General features: G+C 61.3%; 14 protein-coding genes. 10 read left to right on the forward strand and 4 right to left on the reverse strand.

The genetic code is table 11. The annotated features are described in order from the left end of the window. Positions 1-96: 96 nt before the first annotated feature. The 7 genes from ACYYKW_RS06105 to ACYYKW_RS06135 all read left to right on the forward strand — a co-directional run bounded on the left by ACYYKW_RS06105 (position 97) and on the right by ACYYKW_RS06135 (position 8,309). Positions 97-1,101, forward strand: coding sequence for a substrate-binding domain-containing protein (locus ACYYKW_RS06105; RefSeq protein ID WP_090285169.1), 1,005 nt, complete (start codon positions 97-99; stop codon positions 1,099-1,101). A 53-nt stretch (positions 1,102-1,154) separates the two neighbouring features. Beyond that, entirely contained in the window at positions 1,155-2,702 is a 1,548-nt protein-coding gene (gene araG, locus ACYYKW_RS06110; protein ID WP_093099436.1) for an L-arabinose ABC transporter ATP-binding protein AraG, read from the forward strand. Positions 2,703-2,714: 12 nt separating this feature from the next. Beyond that, positions 2,715-3,683: an L-arabinose ABC transporter permease AraH gene (gene araH, locus ACYYKW_RS06115; protein WP_093106558.1), complete on the forward strand. Its 969-nt coding sequence runs from the start codon at positions 2,715-2,717 to the stop codon at positions 3,681-3,683. A gap of 282 nt (positions 3,684-3,965) precedes the next feature. Then, positions 3,966-4,679 carry a GntR family transcriptional regulator gene (locus ACYYKW_RS06120; protein WP_016770970.1) on the forward strand — a complete coding sequence of 238 codons (714 nt, stop codon included), beginning with the start codon at positions 3,966-3,968 and terminating at the stop codon, positions 4,677-4,679. Continuing rightward, on the forward strand, positions 4,676-5,674 hold the full coding sequence (locus ACYYKW_RS06125) for an ADP-ribosylglycohydrolase family protein (RefSeq protein ID WP_464989662.1): 999 nt from the start codon (positions 4,676-4,678) through the stop codon (positions 5,672-5,674). Before ACYYKW_RS06120 ends, ACYYKW_RS06125 begins: the two co-directional genes overlap by 4 nt. A 255-nt stretch (positions 5,675-5,929) precedes the next feature. After that, the gene (locus ACYYKW_RS06130; RefSeq protein WP_258448392.1) at positions 5,930-7,396 is read left to right on the forward strand and encodes a purine-cytosine permease family protein; all 1,467 of its coding nucleotides are present in this window, start codon (positions 5,930-5,932) and stop codon (positions 7,394-7,396) included. Further along, positions 7,389-8,309 (forward strand): PfkB family carbohydrate kinase, encoded by a 921-nt coding sequence (locus tag ACYYKW_RS06135; protein ID WP_464989663.1) that lies wholly within the window; start codon positions 7,389-7,391, stop codon positions 8,307-8,309. Before ACYYKW_RS06130 ends, ACYYKW_RS06135 begins: the two co-directional genes overlap by 8 nt. A gap of 123 nt (positions 8,310-8,432) precedes the next feature. On the opposite strand, the gene ACYYKW_RS06140 is transcribed toward ACYYKW_RS06135, so the two are convergent. The 4 genes from ACYYKW_RS06140 to ACYYKW_RS06155 form a co-directional block, all read right to left on the reverse strand. Further along, positions 8,433-8,813: a Rho termination factor N-terminal domain-containing protein gene (locus ACYYKW_RS06140; protein ID WP_464989664.1), complete on the reverse strand. Its 381-nt coding sequence runs from the start codon at positions 8,811-8,813 to the stop codon at positions 8,433-8,435. Positions 8,814-8,876: 63 nt separating this feature from the next. Beyond that, positions 8,877-9,134, reverse strand: coding sequence for a hypothetical protein (locus ACYYKW_RS06145; RefSeq protein WP_336356362.1), 258 nt, complete (start codon positions 9,132-9,134; stop codon positions 8,877-8,879). Between the two features lie 47 nt (positions 9,135-9,181). Further along, positions 9,182-9,523: a hypothetical protein gene (locus ACYYKW_RS06150; RefSeq protein ID WP_093099449.1), complete on the reverse strand. Its 342-nt coding sequence runs from the start codon at positions 9,521-9,523 to the stop codon at positions 9,182-9,184. 90 nt (positions 9,524-9,613) lie between these two features. Next, entirely contained in the window at positions 9,614-10,285 is a 672-nt protein-coding gene (locus ACYYKW_RS06155; RefSeq protein ID WP_464989665.1) for an HD domain-containing protein, read from the reverse strand. Between the two features lie 222 nt (positions 10,286-10,507). Here ACYYKW_RS06155 and ACYYKW_RS06160 point away from each other — a divergent pair, with 222 nt between their 5' ends. The 3 genes from ACYYKW_RS06160 (at position 10,508) to ACYYKW_RS06170 (ending at position 12,774) form a co-directional block, all read left to right on the forward strand. Further along, positions 10,508-10,990 (forward strand): GNAT family N-acetyltransferase, encoded by a 483-nt coding sequence (locus ACYYKW_RS06160; protein WP_090285151.1) that lies wholly within the window; start codon positions 10,508-10,510, stop codon positions 10,988-10,990. Between the two features lie 155 nt (positions 10,991-11,145). Next, positions 11,146-12,135, forward strand: a complete 990-nt coding sequence (locus ACYYKW_RS06165) for a 2-dehydro-3-deoxygalactonokinase (protein ID WP_464989666.1) — start codon at positions 11,146-11,148, stop codon at positions 12,133-12,135. Positions 12,136-12,153: 18 nt separating this feature from the next. Next, complete coding sequence (locus ACYYKW_RS06170; RefSeq protein ID WP_093099455.1) at positions 12,154-12,774, forward strand: 2-dehydro-3-deoxy-6-phosphogalactonate aldolase; 621 nt, start codon at positions 12,154-12,156, stop codon at positions 12,772-12,774. The last annotated feature ends 42 nt before the right edge of the window (positions 12,775-12,816 follow it).

Raw genomic sequence — 12,816 nt, forward strand, 5'->3', positions numbered from 1 at the left:
ATCATCATACGATATGACTATTTTCAACACGCTCCACTGAGAACACGCTTCAACGCTTTTCAACCTTGCTCAAAAAAAATAACAAGGAGTCATCTGATGAAACGTCGATTCGGGATTCGTACCCTGTGCAGCACTGCCCTGGCGGTCACTGCGTTCAGCCTGAGCGGTGCGCTGCTCGCTGCCGACGCGGTGAAGATCGGTTTTCTGGTCAAGCAGGCCGAAGAACCGTGGTTCCAGACCGAGTGGGCCTTCGCCGAGAAAGCCGCCAAGGACAAAGGCTTTGAACTGATCAAGATCGCCGTACCCGATGGCGAGAAAACCCTCTCGGCCATCGACAGCCTCGCCGCCAATGGCGCCAAGGGCTTCGTGATCTGCCCGCCGGACGTGTCCCTCGGCCCGGCGATCATGGCTAAAGCCAAAATCAATGATCTGAAGGTCATTGCTGTCGACGACCGTTTCGTCGACGCCAACGGCAAATTCATGGAAGACGTGCCGTACCTCGGCATGGCTGCGTTCGAAGTCGGCCAGAAGCAGGGTGCCGCCATGGCCGCCGAAGCGAAGAAGCGTAACTGGGACTGGAAAGACACCTACGCGGTGGTCAACACCTACAACGAACTCGATACCGGCAAGAAGCGCACCGATGGTTCGGTCGATGCCCTGAAGAAGGCTGGCATGCCGGAAGATCACATCCTCTTCGCCGCCCTGAAAACCCTCGACGTACCGGGCAGCATGGACGCCACCAACTCGGCGCTGGTCAAGCTGCCAAGCGCGGCGAAAAACCTGATCATCGGCGGCATGAACGACAACACCGTGCTGGGCGGCGTGCGCGCCACTGAAGCGGCCGGTTTCGCCGCAACCAATGTAATCGGCATCGGCATCAACGGCACCGACGCCATCGGCGAACTGAAAAAGCCTAACAGCGGCTTCTTCGGTTCGATGCTGCCAAGCCCGCACATCGAAGGCTACAAGACCGCCGAGATGATGTACGAGTGGATCACCGCCGGCAAAGAACCACCGAAGTACACCGCCATGGATGACGTCACCCTGATCACCCGCGAAAACTTCAAGCAAGAGCTGGAAAAAATCGGCCTGTGGAACTGACGCAGCGACGGCCCGGGCAGCCGGGCCGTTTATCGGTGTGAAGAGGTGGCTTTATGCACGCGCAAGTACAGACACAAGAACAACACAGCGCCAGCGGCAGCCTGCGTTTCAACGGGATTGGCAAAACCTTTCCCGGCGTGAAGGCGCTGGACGGCATCAGTTTCGTCGCTCATCCCGGCCAGGTTCATGCGCTGATGGGCGAGAACGGCGCTGGCAAATCGACCCTGCTGAAAATCCTCGGTGGCGCTTACATCCCGAGCAGCGGCGAGCTGCAGATCGGCGAGCAGACCATGGCGTTCAAATCGACCGCCGACAGCATTGGCAGCGGTGTCGCGGTGATTCACCAGGAACTGCATCTGGTCCCGGAAATGACCGTCGCCGAAAACCTGTTTCTCGGGCATTTACCGGCCAGTTTCGGTTTGATCAATCGCGGCGAGCTGCGCCAGAAAGCCTTGAATTGCCTCAAAGGCCTGGCCGATGAAATCGACCCGCAGACCAAGGTCGGGCGCCTGTCGCTCGGCCAGCGCCAGTTGGTGGAAATCGCCAAAGCCTTGTCGCGCGGTGCGCATGTGATTGCCTTCGACGAACCGACCAGCAGCCTTTCGGCGCGGGAAATCGACCGTTTGATGGCGATCATCGGCCGCCTGCGCGACGAGGGCAAAGTGGTGCTCTACGTGTCCCATCGCATGGAAGAAGTGTTCCGTATCTGCGACGCCGTCACGGTGTTCAAGGACGGTCGCTACGTACGCACCTTCGACGACATGAGCCAGCTGACCCACGATCAACTGGTGACCTGCATGGTCGGGCGTGACATTCAGGACATCTACGATTATCGCCACCGCCCGCGCGGCGCCGTGGCGTTGAAAGTCGACGGCCTGCTCGGCCCGGGCCTGCGCGAGCCGATCAGTTTCGAAGCGCACAAAGGCGAAATCCTCGGCCTGTTCGGGCTGGTCGGGGCAGGGCGCACCGAGCTGTTTCGGCTGCTCAGCGGCCTGGAGCGCAACACCGCTGGACGTCTGGAATTGCGCGGGCACGAACTGAAGCTGCGCTCGCCGCGCGACGCGATTGCCGCCGGCATTCTGCTGTGCCCGGAGGACCGCAAGAAGGAAGGCATTATTCCGCTGGCGAGCGTCGCCGAGAACATCAACATCAGTGCCCGTGGCGCGCATTCGAGCCTCGGCTGCCTGATTCGCGGGCTGTGGGAGAAGGGCAACGCCGACAAGCAGATCAAGGCGTTGAAAGTGAAAACGCCGCATGCCGGCCAGCAGATCAAATTCCTCTCTGGCGGCAATCAGCAGAAGGCCATTCTCGGTCGCTGGCTGTCGATGCCGATGAAAGTCCTGCTGCTCGACGAACCGACCCGCGGCATCGATATCGGTGCCAAAGCGGAGATTTACCAGATCATCCATAACCTCGCCGCCGACGGTATTTCGGTGATCGTGGTGTCCAGCGACCTGATGGAAGTGATGGGGATTTCCGACCGCATTCTGGTGCTGTGCGAAGGCGCCCTGCGCGGTGAAGTCAACCGCGACCAGGCCAATGAATCCAACCTGCTGCAACTGGCTTTGCCGCGCCACCGCGCTGACGGCGTGGCGAACTGAGAGGTGACTATGATGACAACCCAAAACGAAACCCTGCCGACCGAGCGCAAACCGCTGGACATGCGTCGCTTCCTCGACGACTGGGTCATGCTGCTGGCGGCGATCGGCATTTTCATTGCCTGTACGCTGCTGATCGACAACTTCCTCTCGCCGCTGAACATGCGCGGTCTCGGGCTGGCGATTTCCACCACCGGCATTGCCGCGTGCACCATGTTGTATTGCCTGGCGTCAGGGCATTTCGACCTGTCGGTCGGCTCGGTGATTGCCTGCGCCGGTGTGGTCGCGGCGGTGGTGATGCGTGACACCAACAGTGTGTTTCTCGGTGTCAGCGCGGCGCTGGCGATGGGCCTGATCGTTGGCCTGATCAACGGCATCGTGATCGCCAAATTGCGCGTCAACGCGTTGATCACCACGCTGGCGACCATGCAGATCGTCCGTGGCCTGGCCTACATTTTTGCCAACGGCAAAGCGGTCGGCGTATCGCAGGAATCGTTCTTCGTCTTCGGTAACGGCCAGTTGTTCGGTGTGCCGGTGCCAATCCTGATCACCATCGTCTGCTTCCTGTTTTTCGGCTGGCTGCTGAACTACACCACCTACGGGCGCAACACCATGGCCATCGGTGGCAACCAGGAAGCGGCGCTGCTGGCGGGCGTCAACGTTGACCGGACCAAGATCATCATCTTCGCCGTGCACGGTTTGATCGGTGCGCTGGCCGGGGTGATTCTGGCGTCGCGGATGACCTCCGGGCAGCCAATGATCGGCCAGGGTTTCGAGCTGACAGTGATCTCGGCCTGCGTGCTGGGCGGCGTGTCGCTGAGCGGCGGCATCGGCATGATCCGCCATGTGATTGCCGGGGTGTTGATTCTGGCGATCATCGAGAATGCGATGAACCTGAAGAACATCGACACGTTTTATCAGTATGTGATTCGTGGTTCGATTCTGTTGCTGGCCGTGGTGATTGACCGCCTGAAGCAACGCTAAGGTCAAAAGCCCCTCACCCCAGCCCTCTCCCAAGGGGAGAGGGAGCCGACCGAGGTGTCTCGCGTTCTGCATCGACCTGAAAAGACCGGGTCGACTATGGATTCACTTAAGCGCTTTCGGGTCGGCAAAGCGCTCCAATATCCCCCATTCAGTCCCCTCTCCCTCAGGGAGAGGGCTAGGGTGAGGGGCTGTTGATTTTGCTTTTGATTTTGCTCACGCCACCGGTCACCTCCCACAAATATCCCTTGCCCGCCACGCTCCGTTTCGGTTATCAATTTGTACATGATTAGACAGGTACGATTCGACAAGAAACAACGGGTGGTCGACGAGCTCGTCCGGCGCATCGAAAGCGGCCTCATGGAGGACGGCTTTCTGTTGCCCGGCGAGCATCAGTTGGCTCAGGAATTCCAGGTCAGCCGCGGCACGCTGCGCGAGGCGCTAGCCGAGCTGAAACGGCGCAATTACATCGCCACGCAAAGCGGCGTCGGCTCGATCGTCACGTTTGACGGCGTTGCGCTCGACCAGCGCAGTGGCTGGGCGCAGGCGCTGGCCGACAGCGGGGCGCTGATCAACACTGAGGTGCTGCGCCTTGAAGCTGTGACCCGGCCCGATCTGCTGGTGCGTTTCGGCACCGACCAGTTCATCACCCTTGACCGTCGTCGGCGCGCTACCGACGGTACCCTGGTGTCCCTCGAACGCTCATTGATGCCGGCCAATGGCGGCCTGGAAAGCCTGCCGCGCGTAGGCCTGATCGACAACTCGCTGACCATCACCCTGGCCGCGTATGGCTATATCGGCGAGCGCGGCGATCAATGGATCGGCGCCGAACCGCTGAATGCCGAAGATGCCGAACTGCTCGGTCGACCGGTCGGTACGGTTTTCCTCAAAGCCCTGCGCACCACCTACGATCGCCAGAACCGTTTCATGGAGCAGGTCGAAAGCCTGCTCGACCCGGTGCATTTTCGTCTGCACCTGCAATTCGGAGAATCGAAATGACCCCGCTCAACCGTGCCCTTGGCGCTTTTTATGGTCTGGCCCTCGGTGATGCGCTGGGCATGCCGACGCAATCGCTCGATCGCGAAACGATCAAGGCGCGTTTCGGCCAGATCACCGATCTGCAGGATGCCGGGCCGCTGCAACCGATCGCCGCGAACATGCCCAAAGGCTCGATTACCGATGACACCGAACAGGCGATTCTGGTCGGTCAGTTGCTGGTCGAAGGCAAGGGCCACATCGAGCCGGCGATCCTCGCGCAGCGCCTGATCGAGTGGGAAGCCGAGATGCAGGCCAAGGGCTCGCAGGATCTGCTCGGACCGTCGACCAAGCGTGCGATTGAAATGATTCTCGCCGGCCATTCGCCGGAAGAGGCCGGGCGCTACGGCACCACCAACGGCGCGGCGATGCGCATCACCCCAGTCGGGATCGCCGCCGATGTGGCGGATCGCGAACGGTTTATCGCGGCCGTGGTGCAGGCCTGCCAGGTCACCCACAACACCACGCTGGGAATTTCCAGCGCGGCGGCGGTGGCGGCGGTGGTGTCTGCCGGGGTCAATGGCCTGGATCTGGGCGAGGCGTTGAACCTTGGTCAGCAGATCGCCCAGCAGGCAGAAACCCACGGGCATTGGGTGGCTGGTGGTCGTATCGGCTCGCGCATCAGTTGGGCGCGCAGCATCAGCGTCGACAGCGACAAGGCATTGCTGGCGGATCTGCTCTACGACGTGATTGGGACTTCGGTGGCTTCGCAGGAATCGGTGGTGGTCTCCTTCGCTTTGGCGCAGCAGGTGGCCATCGGCGAGATGAACCCGTTCGAGGCGCTGTGCATGGCGGCCAGCCTCGGTGGCGATACCGACACCATCGCGGCGATTCTCGGCGCGATGCTCGGGGCCTGCCTGGGGCTTGAGTGCTGGCCTGATCCAATGATCGAAACAGTGAAAACTGTTAATCAGTTGCAGCTTGAGCCGTTGGTGCAGGGGCTGTTGGGCTTGCGCTGAATGGGCTGGCGCCATCGCTGGCAAGCCAGCTCCCACAGGGAAAGTGCACATCTTAAGGTTCACTCTCCCACAGGGAAAGTGCACATCTCAAGGTTCACTCCGTACCTGTGGGAGCTGGCTTGCCAGCGATAGGCGCACCAGAATTTTTGCATCATTCACCCGCAATGGATCGCTCAGACAGGCCTCGGAAGGCCGATTGTCTTGTCGTTTTGCATCATTGCCACAACCACAAAAAAGGCAAACAGGAGCACGTTCATGAGTTCATCGACCGCCGGGCAGAGCGCCGGGCAACTGGAAACCCGCGGCATCGAGCCGGTGCCCGAAGCCGAGTGCAACGGCCATCCGCTGCAGTTGTTCTGGGTGTGGTTCGCCGCCAACATTTCCATTCTCGGCCTGCCCTTGGGCGCCACGCTGGTGGCGTTTCGGGGGCTGGCGATCTGGCAGGCGATCATCGTCGCGATCCTCGGCGCCGCCGGTTCGTTTGCGGTGGTCGGGATCATTTCGATTGCCGGTCGACGTGGCCGCGCGCCCAGTCTGACCCTGTCACGAGCGATCTTCGGCGTACGCGGCAATATCGGCCCGACGCTGGTGTCGCTGATGTCGCGACTGGGCTGGGAAACGGTCAACACCACCACTGCTGCGTTCGTGCTGTTGTCGCTGTGTTCGATCCTGTTCGGCTCGCCGGTCGAGGCAAAAAGTGCGCCGCTGCTGACGCTGATCTTCATCGCGATTTTCGTCCTCCTGACCCTGGCGGTGTCCGGCCTGGGTCATGCGACGTTGCTGGTCATTCAGAAGTGGGCGACTTACGTGTTCGGCGCGCTGAACATCCTGGTCGGCGGCTTCCTCTGCGCGACCATCGACTGGAGCGCCGTGTTCAACGCCACGCCGGCACCGCTGAGCGCGATGATCATCGGCATCGGCACCATGGCCGCTGGCACCGGGATTGGTTGGGCCAACGCTGGCGCCGATATGTCGCGCTATCAACACCGCAGCGTCAAAGCCGTGCGACTGGTCGCTTCCGCAGCGTTCGGCGCGGGTATTCCACTGGTTCTGCTGATCACCCTCGGCGGCTTGCTGTCGGTGGGCAACAACGATCTGGCGTCGGCCACTGACCCGATCGTGGCGATCCGCGACATGCTGCCGACCTGGATGGCCGTGCCGTACCTGATCACCGCGTTCGGCGGTCTGCTGCTGTCGAACAATCTGTCGGTGTACTCCGCCGGCCTGACCACGCTGACCCTCGGCCTCAAGGTCAAACGTGTTTACGCGGTGGTAGTCGATATCGTCGCGATCTTCGCCGGTTCGATTTATTTCATGCTGATCGCCGACAGCTTCTACGGCCCATTCATTACCTTCATTTCCCTGCTGGCGGTGCCGATCACGGCCTGGGTCGGGATCTTCGTGGTCGATCTGATTCATCGTCATTACTACAGCCCCAAAGATCTGCTCGACGTCAGCCCGAGCAGCGCCTACTGGTACCACGGCGGTATCGAATGGCGCGCGTTTGGTGCCTGGGCGATTGCCATCGTGCTGGGTTTCAGCTTCACCACCATCGGCACCACCGCTGAAAACGTCTGGTTCAAAGGTTTCCTGTCCGACTCGTGGCTGGGCCATAACGGCCTCGGCTGGATCGTGACCTTCGTCGTTGCCGGCGGCCTTTACCTTGTACTGGGCGGGGCCAAAGATCGCCGCGCCGCGCAACCCGAGAATGCTCATGCCTAAGATGTTGCACACCGGCCAGGTCATCATCGACCTGGTCATGGCCGTGGAAAAACTCCCGCAGGTTGGCGGCGATGTGTTGGCGCAGTCGGCGGGATTCGAAGCGGGCGGCGGGTTCAACGTGATGGCGGCCGCGGTGCGCAACGGCCTGCCGGTGGTTTATCTGGGGCGTCACGGCACGGGGCGTTTCGGTGATCTGGCGCGGCAGGCGATGCAGGCTGAAGGCATCTGCATCGGTATTGCTGAACCTGCTGAACGCGACACCGGTTTGTGCGTGGCCCTCACCGATGCCTCGGCCGAGCGCAGTTTCATTTCCTATATCGGTGCCGAAGGCGAGGTGACCGCCGAGGACCTGAACAGCGTTGCCGCCGATGCGGGTGACTATGTGTACCTCAGCGGTTACAGCCTGCTTCACCCAGGCAAGGCGCACGCGTTGCTCGACTGGACGCTGGCCTTGCCGAAGGGCATCAACGTGGTGTTCGATCCGGGGCCGTTGGTCGAATCGCCGGATTCGCCGTTGATGCAGGCGTTGCTGCCGCGCATCGATGTGTGGACCAGCAACAGTGTCGAGGCATTGCGATTCACTGGAGTCGATGAGATTGGTATCGCGATGGATCGCCTTGCGGAACTGCTGCCGGAAACTGTGCTGATGGTGGTGCGCGACGGGCCGCAGGGTTGCTGGATTCAGCAGCGTGGCGAGCGTCGACAGGTGCCAGGGTTTGCTGTCAAAGCAGTGGACAGCAATGGCGCTGGTGATGCGCATGCGGGGGTGTTTGTTGCTGGGTTGGCAAAAGGGTTGGAGGCACCGGAAGCGGCGCGGCGGGCGAATGCGGCGGCGGCACTGGCGGTGACTTGCTGGGGGCCGGCGACATCGCCGGGGGCGGTTGAGGTGGATGCTTTCATCCGCGAGTCCTGAGGCGACTGATACATCGCAATCGCTGGCAAGCCAGCTCCCACAGGGTCTTCGGGGGTAAGTGCAATAGTGCAACCACCCGACAAATCTGTGGGAGCTGGCTTGCCAGCGATGAGGCCATTAGACTCAACCAGCCTTGCGCAACGCCTCAATCAATTCTTGCTTGCGCATCGACGAGCGTCCCGGAATATTCTTCGCCCGGGCCTCTTTCATCAAACTGTCGACGGTCTGCGCATCCTTCGAAGTCTCGCTATTACGCGAATGCCCCTTGCGACTGGCCACTGCTCGGCGCGATGACTCTTTGCGGTCTACCGACTTGGCGCTCGCCGGTTTTTTGCGCCCGGAGCCGCCGGACTTTTCCCCGCCACCCGATTGCTTGTTCACGGTCGCCCAGGCGCGGGCTTCGGCTTCATCTGTCGACACGCCCTTTTTCTCATAGCTGTCTTCGATGTGCTCGGCCTTGCGCTTCTGTTCACTGGTGTATTTGTCTTTGCTTCCACGAGGCATGGGATTTCTCCTCCAGTGTGCAGTTTCAGCCGCTCGCCGCACCGGCCGCGAGCGACTTCGCAATTACTGCTGATCAAGTTTGCGTGCAGCTTCAACGCCCGCAGCGCTGAGCTTGATCGGCAGGTTCAACTCATGCTCGCCCGCTTCGCTGCAGGTCACATGACCGTGATGAATCAAGCCGCGCTCCTGCAGGGCGGCGAGGGCGCTGGCCACGACTTTCTCGCCCCGGTAATTGTCCAGCACTTCCTTGCCCAAGCCGTTGGGATGCGCGTGCAACAGGCGGGTGAGGACTTCTTTTTCCAGGTCTTTGTCGACGTTCATGGTTACCTCTTCATGGGAGTGAATAGGGCGCTCGCGTCGGCGAACTGCTACTGACCGGCACCTTCGGAACCCGAACCACCGGTGGTGGTTTTCGAGCCGACGCCGGGGCCGGCGTTATCGGGCGCGGCGGGGGAATCAGGCGTGTTCATGCCGCCCTGACGGCCCGGATCGCTGCCCTGCGTGCGCGGGTCGGTGCCGGTGGCCGGTGGCTGATTGATCAACGGCACGCCGGAGCCATCGGTATTCATGCCGGGAGCACTGTTGATGGCGGGGGCGCGAGGCGGGGTCGGATCGGTAGGGCCAGTGCCCGCTGCCGTGGACGAGGCGGCGAATACCGCAGGGCAAAGCAGGGCGCTGAAGACGAAAGCGGTCAACCTTGACGGGATCATAGGGCTTCTCCAGTGATTGGAATCCTTACCCTTGGTTGGTCCGCCGCACGTCGGGATTGGTGCCTGAGGATCGACGAACGGTTTGTTTCGTCATGGTGTGTTTACCAATGGGTCGATGCCGATTTCTTCCTTGAACTGCTCCATGAAACCCTTCAAGCGCTGATGGCGAATCTGTGCCAGGCGCTGGCCGGTGGCGGTCTGGAAACCCTCGGCGAGGTGCAGCAGTTTGGTCTGGAAATGGTCGAGGCAAAAGCGTGTGTCGTCGTAGTCACGGTGTTGCGCCTCGGGGTCTTGCGAATCGTAAAGCGCCGCGCCCATGCGCCCGGCGACATAGAAAGTGCGCGCGACACCGAGCATGCCCAGCGAGTCGAGACGGTCGGCGTCCTGGACGATTTTCGCTTCGAGGGTCAACGGGGTGATGTCGGCGGAGAAGCTGTGGGCTTCGATGGCGTGGGCGACCTGAGTGATTTTTTCGCTGGGCCAGTTCATCGCTTCCAGGACGGATGAAGCCTTGTCCGCTGCCAGACGCGAAGCCTGAGCGCGCAGCGGCGAGTTTTTCTCGACGGATACGCAATCGTGCAGCAGCACTGCGGCGAGCAAGACATCGAGCTCACCGCCTTCCGTTTCATGCAGTGTGCGTGCGTTGTGCCAGACCCGCTGCAGGTGGGCGAGGTCGTGCGCGCCGTCGTCTGAGGGCTGTAGAGCATGAGGAAGCAACGCTGAGGCCAGTGCCTGCATGGGCGTGAAATATTCAACGGTCATAAACATCCTTTCAGATTGTCGCAAAACCTGTGGGAGAGCCTGCTCGCGAAGGCATTCTGTCAGTTGACCCAAGGACTGACTGAAAGGACGCCTTCGCGAGCAGGCTCGTTCCTACAGGTGACACAGTGTTCGGCAAATCAGGCAAGTTAACCCGTTTTGCCATGTGACGAGCGCCGCCGCGCGCCTTAGTATGGCGCTTTAATTTGCACACAAGGCCCGTCCATGACGATCGAAATCCGCCCGGCGACCCCCAGCGATGCACCGCAGATCCTTACCTTCATCACCGAGCTCGCCGATTTCGAAAAGGCCCGCCACGAAGTCATTGCCAGCGTTGCCGACATCGAACGCAGCCTGTTCGGCGAAGGCGCCACCGCCCACGGCCTGATCTGTCTGCGCGATGGCTTGCCAATCGGTTTCGCGGTGTTCTTCTTCAGCTATTCGACCTGGCTGGGCAGCAACTGCCTGTACCTCGAAGACCTCTACATCACCCCTGAACAACGCGGCGGCGGCGCCGGTAAAACCCTGCTGCGCCACCTCGCCAAAATCGCCTGCGCCAACGACTGCGGCCGTTTCGAATGGAGCGTGCTGGAATGGAATACCCCGGCCATCGAGTTCTACAAATCCCTCGGCGCGCAGCCGCAGGAAGAGTGGGTGCGGTATCGCATGGATGGCAAAGTCCTGCGCGAGTTCGCCGAGGGTCATTGATCCGTTACTGAAGATCGCAACATCGATCAGCGATGTTGCGATCTTTTTTTGTTTTCGTCTCACTATATGGGATTGATATTTATATATTGAGATTTCCCCGCGCCCGGGTTTATAGTCCATCGCACTCACTGCCAAAAAACAGAACAGGTGAAGCGATGCAGGCGCAATTGATCGCGCTCGATTGGGGGACGACCTCATTACGTGCTTACAAACTCGCGGCAGACGGTGTGGTGTTGGAACAGCGTGCGCTGTCGTCCGGGATCATGCAGTTGCCCAAGACGCCGCGGATCATCCACGGACATGAATGTGCCGATGGTTTTGAACTGGCGTTTGATCAGGCCTGTGGCGACTGGCTCGATGCGCAGCCGGATCTGCCGGTGATCGCTTGCGGCATGGTCGGCAGCGCACAGGGCTGGCGCGAAGCGGCCTACTGCGAAACGCCGGCGGACGTCGCCAATCTCGGAAAATCCCTACAAACAGTCGTCAGTCTGCGCGGCACCCCAGTGCATATCGTGCCGGGGGTGATTCAGCGTTCGCGTCTCCCGAATGTGATGCGTGGCGAGGAAACCCAAGTGCTGGGTGTCCTCCAGCAGCTGCCGGCCGAGGCGGGCGCTGATCTGCTGATCGGCTTGCCGGGCAGTCATTCCAAGTGGGTCGAAGTGGTCGATGGTTGCATCACGCATTTCGACACGTTCATGACTGGCGAGGTGTTCGCGGTGCTCAGCGAGCACAGCATTCTCGGCCGCACCCAACAACCCAGCGCCACCTTCGAGGCGCAGGCGTTCGACCGCGGCGTGCAGGTCGCGTTGTCGGCGGACGGTGAACTCGGCGTGCTTTCGACCTTGTTCAGTGCGCGCACGCTGGGCCTGACCGGTGTACTCAGCCCGACCCTGCAAGCGGATTACCTGTCCGGGCTGATGATCGGTCATGAGTTGGCCGCGCTCGCCGCGGTGCAGCGTCAACGCCGCAACAATCCGAATCTTCCTTCGATCGTGCTGATCGGCAACGGCCAACTCTGCGCGCGTTACAGCCGTGCACTGGACGCCTGCGGGTTCGCCCGGGTGACGCTGGCCGAGCAGGCCACCGAACGTGGCCTTTGGCAACTGGCGCGTGCCGCCGGACTGATCGATTCCTCATCCCGTTAACCTGACTGGAGGCCTGACATGCTCAAGCAAGCACTGGCGCAAAACGGTCTGATCGCAATCCTGCGTGGCCTGCAACCGCAGGACGCCGCGGCTGTGGGAGAAGTCCTGTATGCCGCCGGATTTCGCGTCATCGAAGTACCGCTCAATTCCCCTTCGCCGTACGAAAGTATCGCCACCCTGCGCAAGACCTTGCCCGCCGATTGCCTGATCGGTGCTGGCACGGTGTTGACTGCGCAACAAGTGCAACAAGTGAAGGATGCCGGCGGCCAGGTGATCGTCATGCCGCACAGCGATGCCAAGGTCCTGCGCGCGGCGAAAGCGGCCGGGCTGTATCTGTCACCGGGCGTCGCCACGCCGACCGAAGCCTTCGCGGCGCTGGAGGAGGGCGCGGACATTCTCAAGCTGTTCCCGGCCGAGCAGATGAGCCCGGCAGTCGTCAAAGCCTGGCTCGCGGTATTGCCGGCGGGCACGGTGCTGGCGCCAGTCGGCGGCATCACGCCGGACAACATGCAGGCGTTCCTCGATGCCGGCGTGAAAGGCTTCGGCCTCGGTTCCGGGCTGTTCAAACCGGGCATGACACCAGAGCAAGTGGCGGTCAATGCCAAGGCCTATGTGGCCGCATGGAAAGCGCTTCGTTAAGACTTTTCCGGCGCTGCGTGCGCTGCATCTAATAAAAGCTGC

This window comes from Pseudomonas sp. 15C, from assembly GCF_055484735.1.

Bases quoted from the DNA above. Each gene is read 5' to 3' on its own strand.
- ACYYKW_RS06105 (WP_090285169.1), top strand. From the start codon at position 97: ATGAAACGTCGATTCGGGATTCGTACCCTGTGCAGCACTGCCCTGGCG.
- araG (WP_093099436.1), top strand. From the start codon at position 1,155: ATGCACGCGCAAGTACAGACACAAGAACAACACAGCGCCAGCGGCAGC.
- araH (WP_093106558.1), top strand. From the start codon at position 2,715: ATGACAACCCAAAACGAAACCCTGCCGACCGAGCGCAAACCGCTGGAC.
- ACYYKW_RS06120 (WP_016770970.1), top strand. From the start codon at position 3,966: ATGATTAGACAGGTACGATTCGACAAGAAACAACGGGTGGTCGACGAG.
- ACYYKW_RS06125 (WP_464989662.1), top strand. From the start codon at position 4,676: ATGACCCCGCTCAACCGTGCCCTTGGCGCTTTTTATGGTCTGGCCCTC.
- ACYYKW_RS06130 (WP_258448392.1), top strand. From the start codon at position 5,930: ATGAGTTCATCGACCGCCGGGCAGAGCGCCGGGCAACTGGAAACCCGC.
- ACYYKW_RS06135 (WP_464989663.1), top strand. From the start codon at position 7,389: ATGCCTAAGATGTTGCACACCGGCCAGGTCATCATCGACCTGGTCATG.
- ACYYKW_RS06140 (WP_464989664.1), bottom strand. From the start codon at position 8,813: ATGCCTCGTGGAAGCAAAGACAAATACACCAGTGAACAGAAGCGCAAG.
- ACYYKW_RS06145 (WP_336356362.1), bottom strand. From the start codon at position 9,134: ATGAACGTCGACAAAGACCTGGAAAAAGAAGTCCTCACCCGCCTGTTG.
- ACYYKW_RS06150 (WP_093099449.1), bottom strand. From the start codon at position 9,523: ATGATCCCGTCAAGGTTGACCGCTTTCGTCTTCAGCGCCCTGCTTTGC.
- ACYYKW_RS06155 (WP_464989665.1), bottom strand. From the start codon at position 10,285: ATGACCGTTGAATATTTCACGCCCATGCAGGCACTGGCCTCAGCGTTG.
- ACYYKW_RS06160 (WP_090285151.1), top strand. From the start codon at position 10,508: ATGACGATCGAAATCCGCCCGGCGACCCCCAGCGATGCACCGCAGATC.
- ACYYKW_RS06165 (WP_464989666.1), top strand. From the start codon at position 11,146: ATGCAGGCGCAATTGATCGCGCTCGATTGGGGGACGACCTCATTACGT.
- ACYYKW_RS06170 (WP_093099455.1), top strand. From the start codon at position 12,154: ATGCTCAAGCAAGCACTGGCGCAAAACGGTCTGATCGCAATCCTGCGT.